This is a genomic window from Nonomuraea sp. N2-4H (genome assembly GCF_045291505.1).
In the GTDB taxonomy this organism is placed as follows: Bacteria; Actinomycetota; Actinomycetes; order Streptosporangiales; family Streptosporangiaceae; genus Nonomuraea; species Nonomuraea fastidiosa.
Window position 1 is genome coordinate 365,485 of record NZ_CP147987.1, and the last position, 24,696, is coordinate 390,180.

A 24,696-nucleotide genomic window follows, 5' to 3' on the forward strand; every position below is an offset into this window, starting at 1 on the left:
CAGTGGTGCCCCGTCCGCAGGGGCGCTCACGGGGGCGGGTGCTCGCGAGGCAGGGGTGCTCACGGGGTCGGGGTGCCGGCGGGACACGAGCTCAGGCGCTGGGGGTGCCGGTGGGGGCGCGGGCTCAGGCGCTGGGGGTGCCGGCGGGGACCGCGGCGTGTGCGGGTGGCTCCTTCTTGGACAGCAGGCGCTTGAGCCGGGGTGCGAGCGGTCGTTCCACGAACCGGTGCACCGCGTACGCGGCCACCAGCATGACCACGATCATCCCGACGAGCAGCACGTACTTGTTGAACGCCCCTTCGAGCCTGGCGAACAGGATGAAGCCCACGTGCGCGTGCAGCAGATACAGCGGGTACGTGAGCGCGCCCGCCGTCACCAGCCACGGCCTGGCCAGGGCCCGGGTGACCCCGAGCGCGATGAACGTCATGACGAGGAAGATGAGCACGACGACGGCGGTGATGACGACCGGCGAGTACGTCACGTTGTAGCGCTCGCCGACGGCCTCGGCGTACCCGATGGCCCGGTAGACGGCGTTGCCCAGGCAGATGGGCACCAGCAGCGCGATCTGCCAGTCGAGCCCGAACCGGTAGAGCAGGAACAGCGCCATCCCGGCGATGAAGTAGTGGGAGAACTCGGACTGGACGACCAGGTCGGCGACGCCCGGCAGCACGCCCAGCTCGACGAGGAACGTCAGCGCCAGCCAGCCCCACAGCCCGATCATGATGCGGCCCCGCGTGATGCCGATCATGGTGGCGATCAGCATGAGGATGTAGAACCGCATCTCGGCCCAGAGGGTCCAGTAGACGACGTCCACGTTCTCGATGTTCGGCACCGCCTGGAACATCGTCAGGTTGGCCAGCACCTGCGGCAGCGTCACCTGGAACATGCCCCATCCGAGCAGCGCGGTGACGGTCGCAGTGACGGCGATGCCCACCCAGTACGCGGGATAGAGCCGCACCACGCGCGAGACGATGAACTGCCGGGGCGTCCTGCCCCACGCGCTCATCAGCACGACGAAACCGCTGATCAAAAAGAACAGGTCGACGCCGAGGTAGCCGTATTTGGCCCAGGCGCTTTCGGTGACGAACGTCACAGTGGTCTTTCCTCCGGCCCAGCCGGAGAAGACATAGTGGTACAGCACTACGCACAGTGCCGCCAGCAGCCGGAGCCCGTCGATCTCGTAGAGCCGTTCTGGCCTGGTACGCACGGCATCTCCCTTCTGATGTGGAGAGGGTGGCGGCATCAGCTTGCGGATTGGTTAAAGGACAGCAAAGGCATTCTTACGGGTTTACAGGAGTACCGACGGGTACTTGACGCGATGTCCGACAAGACACACGTGATCGCCGTGTCTCCGGCTCGCCGTCGCCGGGCTCCCAGGCCCGACGCGCCTCACGCGCCGGCGGGTTCTCATACCTGACAGAAGATGGCAGGTACGGCTGAGACGCTTGCCGCCATGACGACGAAAGCAAGCCTCTTGGCCTTCACGATCGATTGCTCCGACCCCAAGGCGCTGGCCGGCTTCTACCACCAGGTGACCGGGATGGAGATCACCTACGCCGAGGACGAGTACGCCGCGATCGGCGACGGCACGGTCTCGATCTACTTCGGCCGCGTCCCCGACCGCAAGCCGGTCACCTGGCCGAGCCCGGACAAGCAGTTCCACTTCGACTTCCGGGTGCCGGACGTGGAGCGGGCGGTCGAGGAATACGTGGCGCTGGGCGCGACGAAGCCCGATTTCCAGCCGGGCGTCACCGAGGAGGGCACCCGCTGGGTGGTGCTCCAGGACCCGCAGGGCCACCTGTTCTGCGTGTGCCCGGAACCGGCATAGCAGGGCAAACAGGAGTCGGCGGGGGCCCAGGGGAGGCCAAGGCGAGGCTACGAGTCCGTACGCGTCGAGACCGATTTGTATGGACTTTTCCGCCTAAAGAATGATTCTGCGCCTCCTCCGGCCTCATAAGCTGGAGCAATGCTCCTGGAAGGATCCCTGCGTCTGCGCGGGCCGCGATGACCTGGGTCGGCATGCTGATCGCGCTGGCGGGGGCGCTGGGCTACGCGCTGGGCGCCGCGCTGCAGCAGTACGAGGTCGTGGCCGAGGGCGCCTCGCTCGGTCTGGTGCGCCGCCCCCGCTGGTGGGTGGGCGGCGTCATCTCCTTCACCGGCGCCTGCCTGCACGCCGTCGCGCTCAGCTTCGCGCCCCTGGTGGCCGTCCAGCCGATCAGCGTGGCCACCTTGGTGTTCGCCGTGCCGCTCGCCGCGTTCATGTACGGGCGCAAGCCGTACCGCGCGGAGATCATCGGCTCGATCGCGGTGGCCGTCGGCCTGCTCTGGCTGATGCTGCTGGTGCCCGCCCATGACGTGCCGCCCCACCTCAGCGACAAGGCCGCACTCGGCTTCATCGGCGTGATCGCCGCCGTCACGCTGCTCACCCAGCTGCTCGCCGGCCGGGTGGGCGGGGCGGCCAAGGCGCTGCTGCTGGCGGTGGGCGCGGGCGTGATGACGGCGAGCGTGTCCACGTTCGTCCGCGTGGTGGCCGGCGGCATGCAGGGCGACTGGGGCCGGTTGATCCACTGGTTCAGCCTGGCCGTGCCGGTGCTGCTGGTCTGCGCGGTGGTGCTGCTGCAACGCTCGTACGCGGTCGGCTACTTCGGCATCGCCTACGCGGGGGTCCAGGTCATCGACCCGGTCACGTCCGTGTTCGCCGGGGCGATCCTGCTCGGCGAGCCGCTGCCCACCGCCCCCGGTACGGCGGTGCCCGCCCTGCTGGCCGCCGCGCTGACCATCGGCGGCACGATCACGCTGGGCAGGCTGGCCCCCGACAAGAGCAAGCCGGCCCCAGCGCCCAAACCCCTGGAGAGCCCCCAGGAGAGCCCCCAGGAGAGCCCTCAGGAGAGCGCTGTCAGCGAGCAGCCTCCGCCGGTGGACGCCAGCGCAGTATCTCGTCCATCGACCGCAACATCAGATCTGGGCTGATCCGGTTCGCCGCCGTCAGCGCGGAGTCCCGCAGCCGCACGGCGAGCGGGTTGCGCAGCCGGCTCATCCGGCACAGCGTCAGCGAGCGCCGTACGATCCGGGTCGTCCGCTCCTTCCTGGCCGCGGTGTAGGCGGCCAGGCTCTCACCGGGCCGCGCGGGGTCGGCCAGGTGGCCCAGCACCACCGCGTCCTCGATGGCCTGGCAGGCGCCCTGCCCGAGGTTGGGCGTCATCGCGTGGGCCGCGTCGCCGACCAGCGCCACCCTGCCCCGGTGGTAGGCGGGCAGCGGCGTGGCCTGGTAGTAGATGTCGCCGCGGATGATGCGCGCCGGGTCGGCCGCCCGCAGCAGCGCGGGGATGGGCTCGTGCCAGTCGCCGAACCTGCGCAGCAGCTCCTCGCGCTCGTCCGGGGCGGCGCCGCCGGGCGGTGCGACGTCGGTGGCGTAGATGTAGACCTGGTCGCCGGCCAGCAGGTGGACGCCCAGGACGGCGCCCCTGCCCCAGCTCTCCGACCTCGGCACGCGTGACGGGTCGCACGGGCTTCCGTCGTCAAGCCGCACGTCGCCGAGCGGGATGAGGGCCCGCCAGACCGTCACCCCCGCGTACGACGGGTCCGGGTGCCCGGGGAAGAGCGCGCGCCGGGTGAGCGACTTGATGCCGTCGGCCGCCACGACCAGGTCGGCCGCCAGGTCGCCCGCAGAAGTCCGTACGACGCCGCGCTGCGCGTCCACGCCGGTGACCGCCGTGCCCACGCGCAGGCAGTCCGGCCCGCCCGCCTCGGCGAGCCCGCCGGCCAGGATGTCGAGCAGCGCGGCCCGCAGCATCGCCACCACCGAGTCGCCGTACGCGCCGTCGGCCGCCTCCTCCGTGGTGGCGGTCAGCCGCCGCCCGTCGGCCCTGCGCAGCATCAGCGGCCCCTCGGCGTGGGCGAGCGCGCGTACCCGGTCGCCGAGCCCGAGGGCGTCGAGCGCCTTGAGCGCGTTGGCGGCGATCGCCAGGCCGGAGCCCACGGGTTCGATGGCGGGCGCCCGCTCCAGCACGGTCACCTCCCATCCCTTGCGCAGCAGCGCGACACCGGCGCTCAGCCCGCCGACGCCGCCGCCGATCACCACGGCTCTGGCCATTGCGGCCTCCTTCGCTCACTACGTCTGTAGTTCGACGATACTACGTCCGTAGTGATGTCCAACTACTCCTGTAGTATCTGGTGCCGTGAAGCGCTCAGACGTCGTGGCGGACGCGGCCATCGCCCTGCTCGCCGAGCGCGGCATGCGCGGCCTGACCCACCGGGCCGTCGACGAGGCCGCGGGCCTGCCGCCGGGATCCACCTCCAACCTCGCGCGCACGCGGGCGGCGCTGCTGGAGCTGACGCTGGCCCGGCTCACCGCGCTGGAGTGGGAGGCGGTGGCGGGCGCGTACGAGGGCGCGTACGAGCGGACGCACGACCTGGCCGGGCTGTCCGCACTGCTGGCCGGAGCGCTGCACCTGCGGCTCGCCGACCGCGTCCACACCCTCGCGCGCTACGAGCTGGCGCTGGAGGCCACCAGACGGCCGGAGCTGCGCGCGATCTACGACAGGGCGGGCCGCCGCTTCCGCGACCCCGCCGTCGCGATCCTGGCCGCCCTGGGCTCGCGCGACCCGGTGCGGCACGGGCGCACGCTGGTGGCGTTCGCCGAGGGCCTGGTGTTCGACGCGGTCGTGGGCGCGGGCGCCATGCCCACGCGGGAGGAGCTGGAGCGGGCCGTCCGCGAGGTGCTCACGGGCATGCTCGGCGGGACCGCCGCCGAGACCTGATCGGCTAGGAGGCCGCCAGGCGGGCCTGGAGACGGTCGCGGTGCGGCGGCCACTCGTCGTCGAGGATGCCGAAGCAGACGGTGTCGCGCCAGGTGCCGTCCGGCCGGCGGCGGTGCCGGCGCAGCGTGCCCTCGTGCACGCCGCCGATGCGCCTGATCGCGTTCTGAGACCGTACGTTGAGCACGTCGGTCTTGAGCAGCACCCGGTTGTAGCCCAGCTCGAAGGCGTGGCCGACCATCAGCAGCTTGCACGCGGTGTTGATCGCCGTGCGCCAGGACGCGCGGCCGTACCAGGTCCAGCCGATCTCCACGCTGGCCTCAAAGCCGGGCACGTCGGCGTACGTCGTCCAGCCCACGGCCCGCCCGCTCGACCGGTCCACCACGGCGAACGGCACGTGCTTGTCGTCGTCGATCAGCATGCGCGCGACCTTGCCCAGTTCCTCCTCCGTCCGCGGGGCCGGCACCGGCATCCACCGCCAGACCTCGTCGTCGCCGCCTCCCGCGGCGAACAGGTCGGGCACGTGGTCCATGGCGAGCGGCTCAAGGCGGACGACGTCGTTCTGGAGCACGGTAGGGCCGGGCAGCTTCGCGGTCATGGCGGCCACTGTAGAAGACCAGGTGAGGGTGGGTAGATGGCCACCTGGAGGCATTTGCCGGGAACCACCTGTCGACACTCATACCGGCCGGTCGGTAGGGTCGCGTCATGGACTTCGCCTTCGACACCGTCACCGAGGACCTGCGCGAGCGATTGCTCCGCTTCATGGACGAATGCGTCTACCCCGCAGAACCGGCCTTCGAGGAACAGGCGAAAACCAGCGGCTGGAGCCCGCCGCCGCTGATCGAGGACCTGAAGGACGAGGCGAGAAAGCGCGGGCTGTGGAACCTGTTCCTGCCCGGCGAGCACGGCGCGGGGCTGACGAACCTCCAGTACGCCCCGCTGGCGGAGATCATGGGCAGGAGTCCCGCCATCGCCCCCGTCGCCACCAACTGCGCCGCCCCCGACACCGGCAACATGGAAGTCCTGGCCATGTTCGGCAGCGAGTGGCAGCGCAAGGAGTGGCTGCGGCCGCTGCTCGACGGCGAGATCCGCTCGGCCTTCGCCATGACCGAGCCCGACGTGGCCTCATCCGACGCCACCAACATCGCGACCTCGATCGTCCGCGACGGCGACGAGTACGTCATCAACGGCCGCAAGTGGTTCATCTCCGGCGCGATGAACCCCAACTGCAAGATCTTCATCGTCATGGGGCAGACGAACCCCGACGCGCCCAAGCACCGCAGGCAGAGCATGATCCTCGTGCCGCGCGACACGCCCGGGGTGCACGTCAAGCGCGGCATGCACGTCTTCGGCTACACCGACGCCGACCACGGCGGACATGCAGAGGTCGTGTTCGAGGACGTACGCGTGCCCGCGGCGAACCTCATCGGCGAGGAGGGTGGCGGCTTCGCCATCGCCCAGGCCAGGCTCGGACCCGGCCGCATCCACCACTGCATGCGCCTGATCGGCATCGCCGAGCGCGCGCTGGAGATGATGTGCCGCAGGGCGCTGTCGCGCACCACGTTCGGCAAGCCGGTCGCGCAGCAGGGCGTCGTCCAGGACTGGATCGCCGAGTCCCGCGTGAAGATCGAGCAGCTCCGCCTGCTCGTGCTCAAGACGGCCTGGCTCATGGACACGGTGGGCAACCAGGGCGCGCACACCGAGATCCAGGCCATCAAGATCTCCACCCCGATCACGGTGGAGCAGATCCTCGACAAGGCCGTCCAGGTGCACGGCGCCGGCGGCGTCTCCCAGGACTTCCCCCTGGCCGCGCTCTGGGCGCACGCGCGCACGCTGCGCCTGGCCGACGGCCCCGACGAGGTGCACAAGCGGTCCCTGGCCTATCGCGAGCTGAAGAGGTACATGTGAACGAGGCACAGATCAAGGAGCGCGTGGCCGCGTTCCTCAGCGAGCACGATCCGAGCGGTGACCGCCTGGAGTTCCTGCGCGCCCGCTTCGACGCCGGGCTCGCCTGGGTGTGGTTCCCCGAAGGGCTCGGCGGGCTCGGCGCGCCGCGCGAGCTGCAGCAGGTCGTGGAGCGGGAGCTGGCCGACACCCCGCAGCTCAACAGCGGCCTGCAGGGCATCGGTCTCGGCATGGCCGCCCCGACGATCCTGGCGTTCGGCACCGAGGAGCAAAAGCGCCGTTTCCTCAAGCCGCTGTGGACCGGCGAGGAGATCTGGTGCCAGCTCTTCAGCGAGCCGGGCGCGGGCTCGGACCTGGCCACGCTGGCCACCAGGGCGGTCAGGGACGGCGACGAGTGGGTGATCGACGGGCAGAAGGTGTGGACGTCGGGCGCGCACCACGCCCGGTGGGCGATCCTCGTCGCCCGCACCGACCCCGACGTGCCCAAGCACCGCGGGCTGACGTACTTCGTGTGCGACATGCACGCCCCCGGCGTCGAGGTGCGGCCGCTGCGGCAGATCACCGGCGAGGCCGAGTTCAACGAGGTGTTCCTGACCGGCGTCCGGCTCTCCGACGACCTGCGGCTCGGCGCGGTCGGCGACGGCTGGCGGGTCGCGCAGACGACGCTGATGAACGAGCGGGTGGCCATCGGCGGCGCGCCCTCCAGGCGCGGCGGCGGCGTCATGGCGTCCGTGCTGGCCGCCTGGCGCGAGCACCCCGAGCTGCGTACCCACGACCTGCACCAGCGGCTGCTGTCGCTGTGGGTGGAGGCCGAGGTGACCCGCCTGTCGGGGGCGCGGCTGCGCGAGCAGCTCGCCGCCGGTCAGCCGGGGCCGGAGGGCTCGGGCATGAAGCTCTCGTTCGCCAAGCTCAACCAGGCGCTGACCGGCCTGGAGATGGAGTTCCGGCGCGAGCTGACCTACGACGACTGGACGTTCAGGCGCTCGGAGAACGTCGACTTCTACGGCCGCGGCCCCGGCTACCGCTACCTGCGGGCCAAGGGCAACTCGATCGAGGGCGGCACCTCCGAGATCCTGCGCAACATCATCTCCGAACGGGTGCTCGGCCTGCCGTCGGAGCCCCGTGTCGACAAGGACGTGCCGTGGAAGGACCTGCCGCGATGAGCCTGCTCTATTCCGACGTCGAAGAGGAGCTGCGCGCCGCCGTGCGCGCCCTGCTGGCCGACCGCTGCCCTCCGTCCGCGGTGCTGAGGCGCGTCGAGTCCGAGCCGTACGACCTGGATCTGTGGAAGACGCTGGCCGGCGAGATCGGCGTGGCCGGGCTGCTGGTGCCCGAGGAGCTGGGCGGCGCGGGCGCGTCGGCGAGCGAGGCGGCCGTGGTCCTGGAGGAGCTGGGGCGGGCGGTGGCGCCGGTGCCGTTCCTCACCAGCTCGGTGCTGGCCACCAGGGCGCTGCTGCCGACCCGCGACGCGCTGCTCGGCGAGCTGGCCGAGGGGCGCAAGACGGCGGCGCTGGCGGTGTCGTTCGCGGCTTCGGCGTACCGTCCTGACCGGGGCGCGTCCGTGAGCGTGGACGGCGAGGGGCGGCTGTCCGGCACTGTCACCGGCGTGGCCGGGGCCGAGGTGGCGGACGTGCTGCTGGTGCCGGTGGACGGCGACCTGTACGCGGTCGAGAGCATCGAGCCCGAGGTGGTCCGGGTGGTGCCCTCGATCGACCTGACCAGGCCGGTGGCCGAGGTGACGTTCGCGCGGACGCCCGCCCGCCGGGTCGGCGCCTGCGACCTGGCGGCGGTGCTGCGCTTCGGCGCCGGGCTGCTGGCCTCTGAGCAGCTCGGCGTGGCCGAGTGGTGCCTGGAGACGACGCTGGCCTACGTCAAGGAGCGCCACCAGTTCGCCAGGCCGATCGGCTCGTTTCAGGCGATCAAGCACCGGCTGGCCGACCTGTGGCTCGACGTGGTCAGGGCCAGGGCGGCGGCCAGGAACGCGGTCGCGGACGCCTCGTCGATCTCGGTGGCGGTGGCGCAGGCGTGGAACGCGGGCGTGGCCGTGCACGCGGCCGAGGAGGCCCTGCAGCTCCACGGCGGGATCGGGATGACGTGGGAGCACCCCGTACACCTGTATCTCAAGCGCGCCAAGGCCGCCGAGGTCGCGCTCGGCACGCCGGGCGATCACCGGGAGGCGCTGGCCTCACTCGTCGACGTGCCCGGCCCCGAGTGAGGTGAGCAGCAGGTCGGCGAAGTGCTTGCCCACCTGGGCGCCGGTCAGCGGCCCCTGCGCGTTGAACCACGTGCCCAGGTGGTGCACCGAGCCGAAGAAGTAGTCGACGACCAGCTCGGCGGGCACCCGGTCGCTGAAGACGCCGAGCGCTGCCCCTCGGCCACGAGGTCGCGGAAGCGCTCGTGGTAGCGGCGGCGCTCGGCGCGCACGGACTTGCGCGTCTCGGGGGCGAGCAGGTGCATCGACCTGAAGAAGATCTTGGAGTCGTCGAGGTTCGCGGTCGTCGTCTCCACGACGTCGGCCGCGGCCCGGTGCAGGCGCTCCTGGACGGTGCCGGGGCCGTCGGCGATCTCGAACAGCCGATCCATCTGCATGCGCAGCACCCGCATGTAGATCTCGTGCAGCAGGTCGTCCTTGGAGTCGAAGTAGTGGTACATGGCGCCCTTGGTGACGCCCGCCGCCGCGACGATCTCCTGCACCGAGGTGCTCTCGAAGCCGCGCTCGGCGAACAGCCGGGTCGCCTCGGCCAGCAACCGCTGCCTGACCGGTTCGTCTTTCACTCGGTCCCCCTTGGTCACCGCCTTAGCATACCGACTGGTCGGTTGATTGGTCTTGCGGGTACTAATTCCCTCACCTTAGGCTCACCTTGGTCGGGGAATGGGTATCCCTTGACCGGCGAGGGATCTTCGGCGTGGCAGATCCTGCACTACGACGACTTTCGGGGAGTTTGCCGTGCCCGGTGGCTCTATCTACGTGCAGCCCAACGAGAAGTACACTGGCTCATCCCCGCAGTGGTGGTACGAGAAATTCTGGCGCGACGACGCGCCCAACCGGCTCAAGCGCAGGTACGTCAAGGCCGCTGTGGGTTTCATCATCGGTGTGGCGCTCGGTCTCAGGTTCGGGCTCACGGGGGGTTCCGCGTTCACCGGCCTGCTGGCGGCGGCGCTCGTCTTCGGCGGCGACTGGCTGTACGACATCTACAGCTTCCGCAAGACCGCCGTCTGGCGCGGAGCCAAGCGCGGCGAGGTCATCATGGGACGCCTGCTACGCCGTTCGCTGCGCCGCCACGACTACCACGTGCTCGACGGCCGGGCGATCCGCGGGCAGGCCTCCATCGACCACCTGGTGATCGGCCCCGGCGGCGTGTGGATCATCGACAACGAGTCGTGGAGCCCCGACACCGAGATCGCCTGCTACGCGGGCCGGCTGTTCTTCGGTGAGAAGTACGGAAGCAAGACCGCCAAGCCGCTGGTCGAGCAGGCGGAGAAGTTCGCCGAGCTGCTCAGCCGCGAGACCGGCATCCAGGTGAGCATCACGCCCATGCTCGCCGTCCACTGCGGTCTGCTGCCCAGGAACGGCGTGGTCTCGGCCGAGGGCCTGACGCTGGCCAAGCCGCGCACGATGGCCAAGCTCATCAAGGCCGCTGACCGCGACGTGCTCAGCCCGGCGCAGGTCGAGGTGCTCGCCCGCACCGCGGCCCGGGAGCTGCAGCGCGTCTGACCGGGCCGGTCACGCCAGGGTCTCGATGAACGCGGTGAGCTGGGCGACGTTGCGGCACTCGTACATGGGCACGACGGTGCCGTACTCGCCCGCCACCGAGTCGCCGGTGTCCCACTGCTGCCGCGGCTCCGGGTTCAGCCAGTACGCGTGCCGGCACCGCGACACCAGCGACCTGAGCACGTCGAGCGCGGGCGGCTGGTAGTTGGAGCGGGCGTCGCCCAGGATCAGCAGCGACGTCTTCGGGCCGAGCGCGTCGCCGTACCGCTCGGCGAACCGCTCCAGCGCGTTCCCGTAGTTGGTGCGGCCGAAGCGCACCATGTCGGCCTCGTTGGCGAGCCTGGTCATCGCCTCGACCACGTCGGAGCCGGGCTGGAAGAACCGGGTGATCTCATCCACGGTGTCGACGAACCCGAACGCCCGCACCTTCGTGAACTGCTCGCGCAGCGCGTACGTGAGCAGCAGCGTGAAGTGCGCGAACGACGAGACCGAGTCGCTGGTGTCGCAGAGGACCGCCAGCTCGGGCTTGTGCGGCCGGGGCGGGCGGAGGTGCGTGGTGAGCGGCACGCCGCCGCTTTGCAGCGAGGCCCGCATGGTCCTGCGGAAGTCGAGCCGGCCGCGCTTGCCCTTGCGCTGCCGCATCGCAAGGCGCGCGGCCAGCCGGCGGGCCAGCGGGTGCACCTCCCTGCGCAGCTGCGCCAGGTCGGCCCTGGTGATGCGGAGGAAGTCGATCTGGTCGAGCGGAGGGCGTACGGCGGAGCGCGCGATGCGCTCGATCCCGGCGTCCTCGGCGATGCGGCGGCGCACGTCGGTGGCCACCGCCTCCTCGAAGCGCCGGATGTTCGCGGTGACGCCCTGCCGCACCGTCTTCTCCGCCAGCCCGCCGCGCTCGCGGCCCTGCAGCACCGCGCGCAGGATGCCGGCCATCAGCGTCTCGGGCGACAGGGCGCGCAGCACGCTGTAGGAGAACCAGTTCTGCCGCCCGGGAGCGGCCTCCTGCCGGCCGAACCGCTCCACCATGGCCTCGGCGAACGCGCGCATCTCCTGGTCGGTGGAGCCGGTCAGCAGGTCCGCCAGGTGCTCGCGCAGCTCCTTGACGTCGGCCGTCGCGAAGTCGATGCGCTCGCGGCCGGGGCGCCGTGCCCGCAGCCCGGTGGTGGACGCCGGGAACCACAGGTCGAACAGCACGTCGAACCCCGGCCGGTGCACGGGCCTCTTCACCAGCGTGGCGGCGTACGCCTCCCGCAGCGACTCCCGGTCGGCCAGGTCGATGACCCGCAGCGCGTTGGCCGCGTCCAGCCCTTCCGCGATCGACACCGGCAGCCCGGCCTCGCGCAGCGCGTGCACGAAGCCGATGTGCCGGTCGACCAGCGAGCCGGTCTCAGGCATCGGGCAGCCCCAGCTCCTTGATCGCCCGCGCCTGGTCGGAGGCGTGTTTGAGCACCACGCCGAGCGTGCCGGCCACGGTCGCCTCGTCCAGCTCGTCGCGGCCGAGCGCGAGCAGCGTGTTGGCCCAGTCGACGGTCTCGGCCACCGACGGCGCCTTCTTCAGCTCCAGCGAGCGCAGCGTGGCGACCGTACGCGCGAGCTGCTCGGCCAGATCGGCGCGGAAGCCGGGCACCTGGGCCAGCACGATGTCGCGCTCGCGCTCGGGGGTCGGGTATTCGATGTGCAGGTAGAGGCAGCGCCGCTTGAGCGCCTCCGACAGCTCGCGGGTGGCGTTGGAGGTCAGCACGACGTACGGGCGGCGGGTGGCGGCGATGGTGCCCAGCTCGGGGATCGTCACCTGGAAGTCCGACAGCAGCTCCAGCAGCAGGCCCTCGACCTCGACGTCCGCCTTGTCGGTCTCGTCGATGAGCAGCACGGTCGGCTCCTGCGCCCGCACCGCCTTGAGCAGGGGGCGCTCCAGCAGGAACTCCTCGCTGAAGATGTCGTCGTCGGCGTTGGTCGCCTGGATGCGCAGGAGCTGCTTTTTGTAGTTCCACTCGTAGAGTGCTCTGGACTCGTCGAGTCCCTCGTAGCACTGCAGCCTGATGAGGTCTGCGCCGGTCGCCTGGGCGACGGCCTTGGCGAGCTGCGTCTTGCCCACTCCGGCCGGCCCTTCGACCAGCAGCGGCTTGCCCAGCGCGGCGGCCAGGAACACCGAGGTGGAGATGGCGTCGTCGGAGAGGTAGTCCACGGCGGCGAGCCGCTCCGTCACGTCGGCGGGGGAGTCGAACATCCAAGAATCCTGTCTGCCGGAGCCGGAAGTACCGAATTTTATTCTAGCGTGGCCTGTCCTCCGGATTCCGATTCGACCAGGATGGCGATCACCGGTATATTCATTCCTGCCAGCGCGCCGCTAGCTCAGTTGGTCAGAGCAGCTGACTCTTAATCAGCGGGTCCGGGGTTCGAGTCCCTGGCGGCGTACCGGATCGGGCGCTCACCTCGCGAGGTGAGCGCCCGAAGTGTTCTCACCGGCCTTGAGCCCTCATCGCGTCGCCCTGGGGCCGACGCCGTCCAGGCTGAAGGTGCGGTTCCACTCGCGCACCCACGCGGGTCCGAAGCCCTCCGTCCTGTTCAGCGGCGTGTTACGCGCGTCGAAGCGCCACGTTGCCGGGTCGAAGCCCGCCTCCTCCGGCGTGGCCGCCTTGGCGTTGAAGGAGTCGAAGCCCGGGTTGAACGTCTTCACGCTCAGCCCGCCCGCGTCGTCGGTGTAGGCGAAGTCGCCGCTACCGATGCTGACCGACCTGGTCAGCACGTTGTTCGCGGGCACGTACACCGAGTTCGGGTCGCTCCACACCTGCTCGTCGGTGCACTCGGTCTCGCCGACCGCCGTGCACGGCACGCCCTGGGCGTCGGACGGCACGTACCAGTCGCGGATGTTCGGGTACTGCCTGGCGTAGTGGCGGTACCACTTCTCCACGTTCTCCCTGGTGTTGGTGAAGCCGGTGCCCTCGCCGGCCTTCAGCATGTCGTTGAAGCGCTCGATCACGACCTTGGCGTTGGGCACCGGCAGCCGCTTGCCGCCCTCGTGGTAGAGCTTGTCGTGGCCGATGTACGTCACGTTCACGAACACGTTGTCGCGCGCCACGTTGCTGTGCCCCGCCTGGTAGAACAGCCCGTGCTGGACGTTGTCGAAGACGTTGTGGTGCACGACCATCCCCGACATGCCGTCGTCCATGTAGACGGCCTGGTTGCCGTCCGCGCCGATGTCCTTGAACAGGTTGTACGCCACCACGTTGTTCAGATATGTGTAGTCGCGGCCCGAGTAGATCACGCCCTGGTCGGAGGCGTGCGTGACCAGCCGCTCGAACCTGTTGTGGCTGATCACCATGTCGTTGCCCATGATCTGGATCGCCATGTGCGGCGCGTCATGCACGTGGTTGTACCGGAACGTGTTCCCGACCCCGTACATGTAGCCCGCCGGCGTGTACGTCGCGAGCTTCGAGAAGTCATAGATCTCGTTGTGCTCCACCACGTGGTCGCCGCGTTCGAGCGAGTCGCGGTCGCCGCCCGCCGTGAAGACCCCGCCGCCGCCGAGGTCGTGCAGCCGGCTGTTGATCACCCGGTTGTGGTGGCCGCCCCGGCTGGTGCGGTACTCGGCGATGGCGGTGATCGCGTCGTTCGCCTCGCCGATCTGCACCGCGTCCATGCTGACGTTGAGGATCTCGACGCCGTCGATCGTGCACGACTCGGCGTCCAGCAAGCGGATGCCGGCCCCTGTGGTGCCGTTCATGCGCAGGCCCTTGAGCGTCACGCCGGTGACGTTCTCGAGCTGGAAGAAGGGGGCGTCGAACGAGGTGAGGCTGATCTCCTTGCCCTCGACCGTGCCGCCGGGCGGGTAGTAGTAGAGCGTGTCGTGGCCCTGCCAGCGGTCGATGTAGTACTCGCCCTCGGTGTCCAGCTCGCTCAGCACGTTCTGGGCCACGAACGAGGACCACTTGTCGGTGGCGACGTACATGGTGGGGTAGTAGGTGGTGATGTCGCCGCCGCCGACGGTGTCGATGCGGATGCGGTCGTTCGCGTAGTTGTTACCGAAATATCCGGACAGCCAGCCGTCCGTCTCGACCTGCGTGCCGTCCGGGGTCTCGGCGCCCGGCGGCTTGGCCCACTTCTCGTACCTGGCCGCCAGGTCCGCGTCCTCGACCGTGTAGACGGGGCCGGGGAGCTTGAGCATCTCCTCGTACGGCAGCGTCGTGCCGTCGGGCGTCTTGTCGGAGAAGTAGTCGCGGGCGCCCTTCGGGGCCACCTTGACGGTCAGGTGGTCCCTGGTGAGCTTGGCGTCCCCGTTGGGGTACTGCGCCAGCGTCTGGGCGACGTCGTCGGTGATGAGCTCGGGCGCGTACGGCTGCGGCTTCCAGTTGAAGCCGTTCTTGTTGAGCGTGCCCGTGGGGATGCCCTCCGCGCCGAGGTCGTAGACCCAGACGTTCGGGGCGGCCGATTCGGGGACGCGGGCCTTCGACGACCACTTCGCGTCGTCGGCCGGCAGGTCGCTCAGCCTGCGGAACTTCTCCGGTGCGAGCGTGGTGACGCCGGCCAGCTCGACCTGCTCGCCCGGGTAGGCGGCGTAGGTGACGTACGAGTGCTCCGGGCCGCGCACCTCGACCGTCTTCGCGGTCTGGTAGACGCCAGCGCGGATGTAGACGACGCCGGGGCGGTTGCGGCTGGTCTTGCGGGCCAGCGCGTCGCGGGCGCGTTCAATCGTGGCGAACGGGTCGTTGATGGTGCCGGTCGCGTCGTCGCTGCCGTTCTCGGCGACGTACACGATCTGCTGGGGAGGGGCGGCCTGTGCGGGAAGTGCGGTCGTCGCGGCCGTCAGTAAGCCCGCGATGAGGGGGAACGTCGCTCGTCTGAGCATGGGCAGACCTCAATCGGTAAAATACTACTCACAGCAAGAAGTCCTTGAGGGTGAACGGTAGCGTCGCGCGGGCCTCAGTTCAATGGTTTGACCACAGGGCAGCGCATCGTCGGCGGCGCAACGAGACGGTCGGTGCGGGTGATGGGCCGGGCGGGGCGGGTCCAGTACGGGCCGGGCGCGGTCAGGTGCCGCGGGTCCAGTGCGGACCGGGCGCGGTCAGATATGGCGAGTTCGGCACCGGTCGGGCGCGGTCGGGTGCGGCGAGTTCGGCACGGACCGGGCGCGGTCAGGTGCGGCGGGGTCTGCGCAGGCGCAGGCCGGTGAGTGAGGCCAGGAAGATCACCAGGCCGATCCCCATCAGTGCCCGGCCGTCCGGGCCCGCCAGGCCGCCGCCGCCCGTGTCCGCGCCGCCCGACGGCACCTCGGCAGGGGTCTCCTCGGCGTCCTCGTCGGTCTCGTCAAGGTCGCCCGTCTCGTCGGTGTCGTCGGTCTCGTCCGGGGTGGGGGTCGTGCTCTCCGTGTCGTCCGCCGTGGGGCTGGACGAGGTGGTGGGAGAGCCCTGGCCCGTGCCGACCGTGATGGTGTACTCGGTCCTGGTGGCCGTGTCGGAGGGTTCGCACTCGATCAGCGGATCCGTGTTCGTCAGGCCGAAGTTGATCGAGGCGGCGTGGACCTTTCCGGTGCCGGTGTTCCTGGGAGTCGTCTTGAGCTCGACCCTGGTGGTGGGGAGCGGGATGGCCTCGCCGGGGATGACGGTGCCGATCTCGGCGACGCCGGTGGCCGAGGTGAAGTTCGGGATGCCGCTGATGCCGGCGTAGGCGTACATCTTGATGTCGCCTTCTAACCCGGTGGCGGGGGCGATCAGCTCGGAGTCGCCCGCGTACGAGCCGGTCCAGCCGATCGTCAGCTCCTCGTTCACCTCGGCCTGCGCCGGCACGGTCAGCTCCACGTCGATGCCGACCTCCTGCGTGGTGCCGCCGATCTTGCAGCTGTACTGGATCGGGGCGGCCGCGTGGGCGGCCGGCACGGGGAGTAACGAGAAGACGGCGGCGGCGGATAAGACGGCCGGCAGGACGCGCACGACGGTTCTCCTTGCGACGGACGAGGTGCACGAGAAAGGACGAAGCTCGGGCACGCTCGGGTGACACGGTTATCCAACCGCAATTCAGATGCATCGTCATCCGGGCAACTGATAGGAAACCGGTCATGACTTCAGGTGTCCGACTCGTCCGCGACGACCGGCTGGCCAAGGTCGATTACGCGTATGCCGCCACTACCGACGCGCCGCTCCGCTCCATCTGGGTGGCCGGAGCCTGCCCGCTCGACGCCGACGGGGCCACGGTGGCCGTCGGCGACTACGCCGGGCAGACCCACCAGGTGATGCGCAACCTCATCAGCGCGCTCGAAAGCGCGGGCGCCGCGCTCACCGACGTTGTGAAGACCACCGTGTACGTCGCCTCCAGCGACCAGAAGGACCTCGTGACGGTGTGGAACGTCTACCGCGAGTACATGGGGGAGCACGAGCCCCCGAGCACGCTGCTCGGCGTCACTGTGCTGGGGTACTTCGACCAGCTCGTGGAGGTCGAGGCCGTGGCGGTGCTCCCGGACGCGAAGTGAGACGGCCTTGCAGAGCGGGGCGTCGGCGCGCGGAGTGAGACGGCCTCGCAGAGCGGGGCGTCAGCGCGCTCGGGGGAGTGACACGATCACGACCAGCCCGCCGCCCTCGCGGGGCCGCGCCCGTACGTCCCCGCCGTGCGCCACCGCCACAGACCGGACGATCGACAGACCGAGACCCGCGCTCGTCCCGGTCACGGCCCGCTCGTCCCCGAGGCGGTGGAACGGCTTGAACAGCAGCGGCACGTCGTAGGGCGGCACGTTCGGCCCGGTGTTGGACACCTCCACCTCGACCGTCTCCTCTGACGCGGTCCTGCTCTCCACCCGCACCCAGCCGGTGCCGTCGGTCACGTTGTAGCGGACGCCGTTCTCCACCAGGTTGTGCACGAGGCGTTCGAGCAGCAGCGCGTCACCGGTGGTGGGGGCGGGGCCGGTGACCTCCTTCAGGGTGACCCCGGCGGACTCGGCGGCTCCGGCGCTCTGCTCGATCACGTGCGTGACCACGTCCGCGAGGTCCACCGGCGCCCGGTCGGCCAGCTCCTGCTCCGACCTCGCCAGCAGGAGCAGTCCGCTGATGAGGCGTTCGTGCCTGGCGTTGATCTCCAGCAGGCTCTCGCCCAGCTCCTTGACGTCGGGCGACGCCGTACGGCGGTGCATGGCCAGCTCCACCAGCGCCCTGTTGAGCGTCAGCGGCGTGCGCAGCTCATGTGAGGCGTTCGCGACGAACCTGCGCTGCCCGTCGAAGGAGCGGTCGAGCCGCTCCACCATGGTGTCGAACGTGTCCGCCAGGTCCTTGACCTCGTCGTCGGGCCCGCGCAGCGCGATGCGCTCGGACAGCCCGCGCTCGGCCATGGGGGCGGCGGCGATCCTGCGCGCGGTCTCGGTCACCAGGTTCAGCGGGGCGAGCACGCGGCCCGCGACCACCCATCCGAGCCCCACGGCGAGGCCGCCGACCAGCAGCAGCGCGAGCGCGCCCTGGACGATGAGCGAGGTGACGGCGGCGTCGTGCACGCCGGCCTGCTGCTCGCGCAGCCACTCCAGGGCCGCCTCGCCGGAGAGCGTGACGCCGTTCCTCGTGATGAAAAGCTCTTTGTGCTTGCCGGGCTCGGAGGCGTACTGGCGCTCGAAGATGGCCTTGAGCTGCTGGTCGAACAGCAGGTACGTCACCGCGAGCAGAGCCAGGCCGGCCAGCAGGAACAGCACGCTGTAGACGAGCGTGAGCCGCAGCCGCAGCGTGGGCCGCGGCCTGCGCAGCAGGCGGGCCGGGGCCGCGAGGCCGACGGGACGGCTCATGGGATGCGGTAGCCGACGCCCGGCACGGTCTCCACGACCGGCGGGTCGCCCAGCTTGCGGCGCAGCTTGAGAATGGTCAGGCGGACGGCGCCGGTGAACGGGTCGGCGTTCTCGTCCCACGCCTTCTCCAGGAGCTGCTCCGACGAGACCACGCAGCCGCCGGCCCGCATCAGCTCGGCCAGCACGGCGAACTCCTTCTTCGACAGCGGCACGAAGCGCCCGTTTCTGAAGACCTCCCTGCGCGCCGGGTCGAGCGTGATCCCGGCCCGCCGCAGCACGGGCGGCACGGCGGGCCGCGAGCGCCGCCCCAGCGCCAGCACCCGCGCCGCCAGCTCGGGGAACGCGAACGGCTTCGTCAGGTAGTCGTCGGCGCCCAGCGACAGCCCGGTCACCCGGTCGTCGAGCTGCGCGGCGGCCGTGAGCATCAGCACCCGCGCGGCGCACTCGGCGGCCACCATCTCCCTGCACACCTGGTCCCCGTGTACGCGCGGCAGATCCCGGTCCAGCACGACCACGTCGTAGTCGTTGACCGCGATGCGTTCGAGCGCGGCCTCCCCGTCGTGCGCCAGATCCACCGCATGCGTCTCCTCACGCAGCCACTCGGCGATCGCGTCGGCGAGCATCGGCTCGTCCTCAACCACCAGCACCCGCATGACGTTCCTCAGGTCCCTTCCTCTCGCTGACGAAGCTCGCGACGAAGCTCGCTGACGAAGCCGAGTGTGCTGCATGCGGCGTTCGCTCCAGGTAAGCCGCCGGTGGAAACGCGGAGGAAACACCCCGATCTGTTCCATCTCCCCTCGTACAACGTTCCTCCACGAAAGGGAGCCTGATGCGAGGACGAGAACGAGCACGCGCCGCCACCCTGCTGGCGACCGGCCTCTTGGCGGGGTTGCTGGCCGGGTGCGGCACCGGCGACGGCGGCGGGGCGGACGTGGCCTCGGTGACCGGCGCGGGCACCCAGGCCGCCGCCAGCGCGCAGCCGACCGAGGATCCGAAGGAGAAGGCGCTCAAGTTCGCCCAATGCATGCGCGAGAACGGCATCGACGTGCCGGACCCCGACTCCAGCGGCCGGTTCACGATGCGCTTCGACAAGAGCACGCCGAGAGAGAAGGTGGAGGCCGCCCAGGAGGCGTGCAAGCAGTACGCGCCGAGCGGCGACGGCAAGCGCGGCGGCGACGGCAAGACGGCCGAGCGGCTGCGCAAGCTCGCCCAGTGCATGCGTGACAACGGCGTCGAGAACTACCCCGACCCCGAGGGCGGCATGATGCGCATCACCCCGGAGGTCGGCGAGGACCCCGACTTCGAGTCGGCCAAGAAGAAGTGCCAGAAGGAGGCCGGTGAGGCCGGCCTGGGAGACCTCTGATGGGAGTCGGAACCCGCAGGCGCGGGCTGGTGGTGGCGGGGCTGCTGGCCGTGGTGGCGGTGGCGGGCGGCGGGCTGGTCGCGGCCGCCGGCGCGGGCGTGCTGGACGGCGGCGCGAGCCCGGCCGCATCGGCGAGCGCCCTGCCGCCGGCCACCGCGACGATCACCAGGCAGACGCTCCACGACACCAAGGAGGCCGACGGCGAGCTCGGCTACGGCCCGGTCACCACGGCCGTCGCCAGGCGGCCCGGCACGATCACCTGGCTGCCCGAGAGCGGCGCGACGATCACCCGCGGCAAGTCGCTCTACCGCATCGACGACCAGCCGGTCACGCTCATGTACGGCGGCACCCCCGCGTACCGGGACCTCAAGCCAGGCATGACGGGCAAGGACGTCGAGAACCTCGAACGCAACCTCAGCAAGCTCGGCTACGACGGCTTCACCGTGGACGACGAGTACACCTGGGACACCGCACAGGCCGTCATGGAGTGGCAGGACGACCGCGGCCTGCCCGAGACCGGCGTGGTGGAGCTGGGCCGGGTGGTGTTCGCACCCGGCAAGGTGCGCGTGGAGAGCCTGGAGGCCGAGGAGGGCCGTCCCGCGCAGCCCGGCCAGCAGGTGCTCGCCTACACGGGCACCTCGAAGGTGATCACCGTGGAGCTTGACGCCGAGGACCAGCGGCTGGCCAAGAAGGGCGCGAAGGTCCAGGTCACGCTGCCGGACGGCGAGAGCGTGCCGGGCAAGGTGACCGAGGTCGCCACCGTCGTCGTGCCCGCCCAGGGCCAGGGTGAGGAGCCGGAGACGCGGGTGGAGGCGCTGGTGTCGATCGGCTCGGCCAAGGCGGCGCGCGGCCTGGACAAGGCGTCGGTCGACGTCACGTTCACCGCGTCCAAGCGCGAGAACGTGCTCGCCGTGCCGGTCGCGGCGCTCGTCGCGCTGCAGGAGGGCGGATACGGCTTGGAGATCGTCGAGGGCGGCAGGTCCCGGTACGTGGCGGTCGAGACCGGTCTGTTCGCCGGGGGCAAGGTGGAGGTGTCCGGCGACGGGATCGCCGAGGGCATGACCGTGGGGATGCCGAAGTGACGTACCCGATGATCGCTCTCGCGGACGTGTCCAGGACCTACCCCGGCGGGGTCGCGGCGCTGCGCTCGGTTTCGCTGCGCATCGGCCACGGCGAGCTGGTCGCGATCGTCGGCCCTTCGGGGTCGGGCAAGTCGACCATGCTCAACGTCATCGGCACCCTCGACCGGCCGACGGCGGGCAGCGTGCACATCGACGGCCACGACGTCTCCACGCTGACCGACGACCAGCTCTCCGCGCTGCGCGCCACCACGATCGGCTTCGTCTTCCAGTCCTTCCACCTGGCGCCGAAGGTCCCGGCGCTGGACAACGTGGCCGACGGCCTCGTCTACACCGGTATGAGCCGGGCCGAGCGCCGCCGCCGCGCGGCCGCGGCGCTGGAACGCGTGGGGCTCGGGCACCGCATGGAGCACGAGCCGCACGAGCTGTCCGGCGGCGAGCGGCAGCGGGTGGCGATCGCCAGGGCGGTGGCGGGCGACCCGCCGCTGCTGCTGGCCGATGAGCCCACCGGGGCGCTCGACTCGGTCTCCGGCGCGGGCGTCATGGAGCTGCTGCGCGAGCTGAACGCCTCCGGCACCACCATCGTGATCATCACCCACGACCGGGAGATCGCGGCCGGGCTGCCCCGTCAGGTGCGCATGCGCGACGGCGAGATCGTCTCCGACTCGGCGCGGGACCCGGCGGAACCGGCGCTCTCCGGCGCCTGGAAAAAGGTCACGGGGGCGGCCAGGGGAGTGGCTTCGGGAGCGGTCACAGGGGAGGGCGAGGCGTGATGGCGATCGTCGAGCGGCCGATACCGCCGCAGGCGCGGCCCCGGCCGGTCCCCGCCCGGATGCGGGCCGGCGACGTGCTGCGGGTCGGCGCGGTCGGCCTGCGCACCAGGCCGCTGCGGGCGTTCCTGTCCGCGCTCGGCATCGCCATCGGCATCGCCGCCATGGTCGGCGTGGTCGGGCTGTCGTCGTCATCGGGCGCCGAGCTGGACCGGCAGCTCTCCGCGCTGGGCACGAACCTGCTCACCGTCACCTCGGGCACGACGCTGATGGGGGAGTCGGCGCAGCTCCCGCTGGACGCCGAGGCGATGATCGAGCGCATCGGCCCCGTCCAGGCGGTCTCGTCCGTCGGGAAGGTCGCCGAGGCCAAGGTCTACCGCTCCGAGCACATCCCCGAGGCGCAGACCGGCGGCATCAGCACGTACGCGGCCAGACTCGACCTGCCCGCCACCATCGGCGCGACGCTGAGCTACGGCACCTGGCTGAACGCGGCCACCGAACGCTACCCGGCCGCCGTCGTCGGCGCGACGGCCGCCCGGCGGCTCGGCATCGGCGCGGCCGGGCCGGACACCCAGATCGTGGTGGGCGGCGTCAGGTTCGCCGTGATCGGGGTCCTTGAGCCGGTGGCGCTGGCCTCCGACCTGGACAGCGGCGTGCTCGTCGGCTGGCCGGTGGCGGAGCGGCTGCTGGGCTTCGACGGGCATCCGACCACGGTCTACACCCGGTCGGACGAGTCGCGCCTTGAGGCCGTACGCCAGGTGCTCGGCGCCACCGCCAACCCGCAGGCGCCCAACGAGGTGGACGTCTCCCGCCCGTCCGACGCGCTTGCCGCCAAGCAGGCGACCAGCCAGGCGTTCGCCGGCCTGCTGCTGGGCGTCGGCGCGGTGGCGCTGCTCGTCGGCGGGGTCGGCGTGGCCAACACGATGGTCATCTCCGTGCTGGAGCGCCGGGCCGAGATCGGGCTGCGCCGCTCGCTCGGCGCGACCAGGGGGCAGATCCGCACCCAGTTCCTCGCCGAGTCGCTGCTGCTGTCGGCGCTGGGCGGGGCCGGCGGCGTGCTGCTCGGGACGGGGGTGACGATGGCGTACGCGCTCTACAGCGGCTGGCCGCCGGTCGTGCCCGCGTGGGCGACGGCGGGCGGGCTGGCCGCGACCCTGGTCATCGGCGCCGCCGCCGGCCTCTATCCGGCGGTCCGTGCTTCCCGGCTGTCGCCGACGGAGGCGCTGGCGACGCCGTAGTGGCGCGCGTGCTCGGGGACGGCCGGTGGCGCGCGTCCGAGGCCGGCGGGTCGGTCAGTCGGTGGCGTAGCAGACGGTCTTGCCGATCACCCGGATGTCGCCGCCGTCGCGGGGGTTGAGCGTCAGCTCGAACGTCACCTGGGTGCGCGGGTTGCGGAAGACCGCGACGTCGTCGGCGTCGTCGCGCAGGTCGGTGTCGTCGGCGACGCGGTCGTAGCCCAGCGCGCCCAGCCGTTCGAGCAGCCCGTCGGAGCCGCCGGCGAGGTCGCCTTCAGCGCGTACGGAGTGTCGCACCTGGCCCGGCACGCACGTCTCGTCGTCGAGCAGGCGCACCGCCGAGCGGGTCAGGCCGGAGCCGAGCAGAGTGTCGGTGTCGTGGTCGAGCTGCCGCGCGGCCTCCTCGAAGCCGGGCAGCTCGGACGCGTGCGTGCAGGCCGTCATCGCCGCGACGCAGATGAGCACCGCGGACAGGACGTGACGGCGGGCGCGCACGCTTCGACCATATCGAGGACGCCCCCGCCGGACGAGGGGGTCTCAGCCGGTTCACGGACGCCAGCGGCGCAGATCGGTCTCCTTCTCGTACGCCTGCGCGTCCGGGTACGTGACCAGCTCGACGGTCGCGCCCCACGGCGTGCGGCAGTAGACGAACCGGTTGTGCGGACCCGCCTCGGGGCCCGGCAGCGGCACCGGCTCCGTCAGCGCGGTCCCGCCGGCCTCGGTGACCCGCCGCAGCGCCTCGTCCAGGTCGTCCACGTACACCGCGACGTGCTGCCACCCCAGGTCGCACGGCACCACGGGGCCGCCCTGCCGTGGCCCCTCGAACTCGAACAGCTCGATTCCCGGTCCGTTCGGCAGGCGCAGCATGCGGACCGCCACCTCGACCGTGCCCTGCGGCACGCCGAGCCGCCGCTCCATCGCCCAGCCGCCCCTTGGCCCCCGCTCGCGGGGGAGGGTGTCGTAGAGCACCTCGGCGCCGAAGGCCCGGGCGAAGAACTCGGTGGCCGCTTCGAGGTCGGGCACGGTGACCCCGATGTGGTCGATGCCGCGCACGGTCATGGGCCTGCCTCCTGTCAGACGGTGCCGGACGGGGTCGCTCATGTACGGCTTTCCGGACGGGTCGCGCGGGATCGCCGCTCTGGTACGGGCCGCTCACGTGCGGCTGCGCAGCCTCCTGATCAGGCCCAGTTCGTCCACGACGCGGCCGAGCCCGAGCGCCACGGCCTCCAGCGGGCGCTCGGCGCGGCGTACCGGCATGCACAGCGCATCGCGCAGGCAGCGGCCCAGGCCGCGCAGCAGCGCGCCGCCTCCGACCACGACCGCGCCGCGCACGCCGAGGTCGGCGGCGAGCTCGGCCGGGCAGCGCTCGACGGTCTCCACCGCCGTGCGCGCGATCGACTCGAACGGCGGCGCGATGGCCTCGGAGATCTTCTGCACGGGGAGCACCAGTTCGTGCTCGCGCCCGGTCTCCGGGTTCCTGGCCCGCACGGTGACCTCAGGATTCATGCCCGTGGAGCGGCGCTTGGCCGACTCGGCCTCCTCGTCGTCGAGCAGCAGGCCGTGCTCCCGCTCGACGAACCTGGCGATCGCCCGGTTGATCGCCAGCCCTCCGTACGGGACCGAGCCCGACGCCACCACCGACTCGCCGGACAGCACGGCGATGCGCGCGCTGTCGCGGCCGATGTCGATCACCATGTGCCCGGTGCAGTCCGACAGCTCCAGGCCCGCTCCGAGCGCCGCCGCCACCGGGTGCGGCACCAGGCGGACGATCCTCGCCTCCGCCTCGTACGCGATGTCGCGCAGCGCCGCCCGGTCGATCGGCGTGCAGTCGCCGGGCAGCGCCATGACGACGCGCGGCCGGGAGTAGGGGTGCCAGTGCACCTTGCGCAGGAAGTGCCGGATCATGCGCCTGGCCAGCTCGGTGTCCGCGGGCAGGCCGCCGCGCACCGGCCAGCATGTACGGCCGCCACCCCCGAGGGCGGCGGCTTCCGCGCCGAACCCGATGACCTTGCCGGTGCGGCCGTCGCACATCACGGCCGAGGGCTCGTCCAGCACGATGCCTCTGCGCTTGGCGTAGATGCGCGTACTGGCGGCTCCAAGGTCCATCGCCAAATCACGACCGAAGAGA

At 71.1% G+C, this 24,696-nt stretch carries 24 protein-coding genes, 1 tRNA gene and 1 pseudogene; 13 read left to right on the forward strand and 13 right to left on the reverse strand.

The genetic code is table 11. The features are described from left to right. Nucleotides 1–124 precede the first annotated feature (124 nt). On the reverse strand, nucleotides 125–1,207 hold the full coding sequence (locus tag WBK31_RS01680) for an acyltransferase (protein ID WP_364058626.1): 1,083 nt from the start codon (nucleotides 1,205–1,207) through the stop codon (nucleotides 125–127). Nucleotides 1,208–1,453: 246 nt separating this feature from the next. Between WBK31_RS01680 and WBK31_RS01685 the strand changes: the two genes are divergently transcribed. Together WBK31_RS01685 and WBK31_RS01690 are read left to right on the forward strand one after the other, a co-directional pair. After that, the gene (locus WBK31_RS01685) at nucleotides 1,454–1,828 is read left to right on the forward strand and encodes a VOC family protein (RefSeq protein ID WP_364058623.1); all 375 of its coding nucleotides are present in this window, start codon (nucleotides 1,454–1,456) and stop codon (nucleotides 1,826–1,828) included. 176 nt (nucleotides 1,829–2,004) lie between these two features. Continuing rightward, nucleotides 2,005–2,970 carry a hypothetical protein gene (locus WBK31_RS01690; RefSeq protein ID WP_406674222.1) on the forward strand — a complete coding sequence of 322 codons (966 nt, stop codon included), beginning with the start codon at nucleotides 2,005–2,007 and terminating at the stop codon, nucleotides 2,968–2,970. Here the strand turns inward: WBK31_RS01690 and WBK31_RS01695 are convergent. Beyond that, a complete protein-coding gene (locus WBK31_RS01695; RefSeq protein WP_406674223.1) occupies nucleotides 2,897–4,093 on the reverse strand; it encodes an FAD-dependent monooxygenase in 1,197 nt (398 codons plus the stop codon). The genes WBK31_RS01690 and WBK31_RS01695 overlap by 74 nt on opposite strands. Nucleotides 4,094–4,178: 85 nt before the next feature. Here WBK31_RS01695 and WBK31_RS01700 point away from each other — a divergent pair, with 85 nt between their 5' ends. Continuing rightward, a complete protein-coding gene (locus WBK31_RS01700) occupies nucleotides 4,179–4,760 on the forward strand; it encodes a TetR family transcriptional regulator C-terminal domain-containing protein (RefSeq protein WP_364058614.1) in 582 nt (193 codons plus the stop codon). A 4-nt stretch (nucleotides 4,761–4,764) separates the two neighbouring features. Here WBK31_RS01700 and WBK31_RS01705 read toward each other — a convergent pair whose 3' ends face one another. Continuing rightward, nucleotides 4,765–5,355 (reverse strand): GNAT family protein, encoded by a 591-nt coding sequence (locus WBK31_RS01705; protein WP_364058611.1) that lies wholly within the window; start codon nucleotides 5,353–5,355, stop codon nucleotides 4,765–4,767. A gap of 107 nt (nucleotides 5,356–5,462) precedes the next feature. On the opposite strand from WBK31_RS01705, the gene WBK31_RS01710 reads away from it, so the two are divergent. From WBK31_RS01710 to WBK31_RS01720, 3 genes are read left to right on the forward strand one after another with little or no spacing between them, the layout of a single operon-like run. Then, nucleotides 5,463–6,665 carry an acyl-CoA dehydrogenase family protein gene (locus WBK31_RS01710; protein ID WP_364058608.1) on the forward strand — a complete coding sequence of 401 codons (1,203 nt, stop codon included), beginning with the start codon at nucleotides 5,463–5,465 and terminating at the stop codon, nucleotides 6,663–6,665. Beyond that, complete coding sequence (locus WBK31_RS01715) at nucleotides 6,662–7,825, forward strand: acyl-CoA dehydrogenase family protein (protein ID WP_364058605.1); 1,164 nt, start codon at nucleotides 6,662–6,664, stop codon at nucleotides 7,823–7,825. Before WBK31_RS01710 ends, WBK31_RS01715 begins: the two co-directional genes overlap by 4 nt. Further along, nucleotides 7,822–8,877: an acyl-CoA dehydrogenase family protein gene (locus WBK31_RS01720; protein ID WP_364058602.1), complete on the forward strand. Its 1,056-nt coding sequence runs from the start codon at nucleotides 7,822–7,824 to the stop codon at nucleotides 8,875–8,877. The genes WBK31_RS01715 and WBK31_RS01720 overlap by 4 nt, the downstream gene beginning before the upstream one ends. Here WBK31_RS01720 and WBK31_RS01725 read toward each other — a convergent pair. Next, nucleotides 8,848–9,455: pseudogene (locus tag WBK31_RS01725) on the reverse strand (TetR/AcrR family transcriptional regulator). The gene WBK31_RS01720 and the pseudogene WBK31_RS01725 overlap by 30 nt on opposite strands. A gap of 154 nt (nucleotides 9,456–9,609) precedes the next feature. Between WBK31_RS01725 and WBK31_RS01730 the strand changes: the two are divergent. After that, nucleotides 9,610–10,377, forward strand: a complete 768-nt coding sequence (locus WBK31_RS01730; RefSeq protein ID WP_364058596.1) for a nuclease-related domain-containing protein — start codon at nucleotides 9,610–9,612, stop codon at nucleotides 10,375–10,377. Between the two features lie 9 nt (nucleotides 10,378–10,386). On the opposite strand, the gene WBK31_RS01735 is transcribed toward WBK31_RS01730, so the two are convergent. Next, entirely contained in the window at nucleotides 10,387–11,763 is a 1,377-nt protein-coding gene (locus WBK31_RS01735; RefSeq protein ID WP_406674224.1) for a vWA domain-containing protein, read from the reverse strand. Next, complete coding sequence (locus tag WBK31_RS01740; protein WP_364058590.1) at nucleotides 11,756–12,595, reverse strand: MoxR family ATPase; 840 nt, start codon at nucleotides 12,593–12,595, stop codon at nucleotides 11,756–11,758. The genes WBK31_RS01735 and WBK31_RS01740 overlap by 8 nt, the downstream gene beginning before the upstream one ends. Before the next feature lie 114 nt (nucleotides 12,596–12,709). Between WBK31_RS01740 and WBK31_RS01745 the strand changes: the two genes are divergently transcribed. Then, nucleotides 12,710–12,783 (forward strand) — tRNA-Lys (locus tag WBK31_RS01745). 61 nt (nucleotides 12,784–12,844) lie between these two features. Here WBK31_RS01745 and WBK31_RS01750 read toward each other — a convergent pair. After that, on the reverse strand, nucleotides 12,845–15,214 hold the full coding sequence (locus tag WBK31_RS01750) for a right-handed parallel beta-helix repeat-containing protein (RefSeq protein WP_406674225.1): 2,370 nt from the start codon (nucleotides 15,212–15,214) through the stop codon (nucleotides 12,845–12,847). A 286-nt stretch (nucleotides 15,215–15,500) separates the two neighbouring features. Then, nucleotides 15,501–16,295 carry a hypothetical protein gene (locus WBK31_RS01755; RefSeq protein ID WP_406674226.1) on the reverse strand — a complete coding sequence of 265 codons (795 nt, stop codon included), beginning with the start codon at nucleotides 16,293–16,295 and terminating at the stop codon, nucleotides 15,501–15,503. Between the two features lie 125 nt (nucleotides 16,296–16,420). Here WBK31_RS01755 and WBK31_RS01760 point away from each other — a divergent pair, with 125 nt between their 5' ends. Further along, nucleotides 16,421–16,831, forward strand: a complete 411-nt coding sequence (locus WBK31_RS01760; RefSeq protein WP_406674227.1) for a RidA family protein — start codon at nucleotides 16,421–16,423, stop codon at nucleotides 16,829–16,831. A gap of 60 nt (nucleotides 16,832–16,891) precedes the next feature. Here the strand turns inward: WBK31_RS01760 and WBK31_RS01765 are convergent, their stop codons facing one another. After that, on the reverse strand, nucleotides 16,892–18,121 hold the full coding sequence (locus WBK31_RS01765; protein ID WP_364058579.1) for a HAMP domain-containing sensor histidine kinase: 1,230 nt from the start codon (nucleotides 18,119–18,121) through the stop codon (nucleotides 16,892–16,894). Further along, the gene (locus WBK31_RS01770) at nucleotides 18,118–18,774 is read right to left on the reverse strand and encodes a response regulator transcription factor (RefSeq protein ID WP_364058576.1); all 657 of its coding nucleotides are present in this window, start codon (nucleotides 18,772–18,774) and stop codon (nucleotides 18,118–18,120) included. Before WBK31_RS01770 ends, WBK31_RS01765 begins: the two co-directional genes overlap by 4 nt. Nucleotides 18,775–18,950: 176 nt before the next feature. On the opposite strand from WBK31_RS01770, the gene WBK31_RS01775 reads away from it, so the two are divergent. From WBK31_RS01775 to WBK31_RS01790, 4 genes are read left to right on the forward strand one after another with little or no spacing between them, the layout of a single operon-like run. After that, complete coding sequence (locus WBK31_RS01775) at nucleotides 18,951–19,484, forward strand: hypothetical protein (RefSeq protein ID WP_364058573.1); 534 nt, start codon at nucleotides 18,951–18,953, stop codon at nucleotides 19,482–19,484. Beyond that, nucleotides 19,484–20,566, forward strand: coding sequence for a peptidoglycan-binding protein (locus WBK31_RS01780; protein WP_364058570.1), 1,083 nt, complete (start codon nucleotides 19,484–19,486; stop codon nucleotides 20,564–20,566). Before WBK31_RS01775 ends, WBK31_RS01780 begins: the two co-directional genes overlap by 1 nt. Before the next feature lie 8 nt (nucleotides 20,567–20,574). Further along, nucleotides 20,575–21,336, forward strand: a complete 762-nt coding sequence (locus WBK31_RS01785; RefSeq protein ID WP_406674228.1) for an ABC transporter ATP-binding protein — start codon at nucleotides 20,575–20,577, stop codon at nucleotides 21,334–21,336. Then, the gene (locus WBK31_RS01790) at nucleotides 21,336–22,571 is read left to right on the forward strand and encodes an ABC transporter permease (protein ID WP_406675437.1); all 1,236 of its coding nucleotides are present in this window, start codon (nucleotides 21,336–21,338) and stop codon (nucleotides 22,569–22,571) included. Before WBK31_RS01785 ends, WBK31_RS01790 begins: the two co-directional genes overlap by 1 nt. Nucleotides 22,572–22,625: 54 nt before the next feature. Here WBK31_RS01790 and WBK31_RS01795 read toward each other — a convergent pair whose 3' ends face one another. The 3 genes from WBK31_RS01795 to WBK31_RS01805 form a co-directional block, all read right to left on the reverse strand. Continuing rightward, entirely contained in the window at nucleotides 22,626–23,063 is a 438-nt protein-coding gene (locus WBK31_RS01795) for a hypothetical protein (protein WP_364058564.1), read from the reverse strand. A 51-nt stretch (nucleotides 23,064–23,114) separates the two neighbouring features. After that, the gene (locus tag WBK31_RS01800) at nucleotides 23,115–23,627 is read right to left on the reverse strand and encodes a VOC family protein (RefSeq protein ID WP_364058561.1); all 513 of its coding nucleotides are present in this window, start codon (nucleotides 23,625–23,627) and stop codon (nucleotides 23,115–23,117) included. Between the two features lie 93 nt (nucleotides 23,628–23,720). Then, nucleotides 23,721–24,674, reverse strand: a complete 954-nt coding sequence (locus WBK31_RS01805; RefSeq protein WP_406674229.1) for a rod shape-determining protein — start codon at nucleotides 24,672–24,674, stop codon at nucleotides 23,721–23,723. Nucleotides 24,675–24,696: the final 22 nt, after the last annotated feature.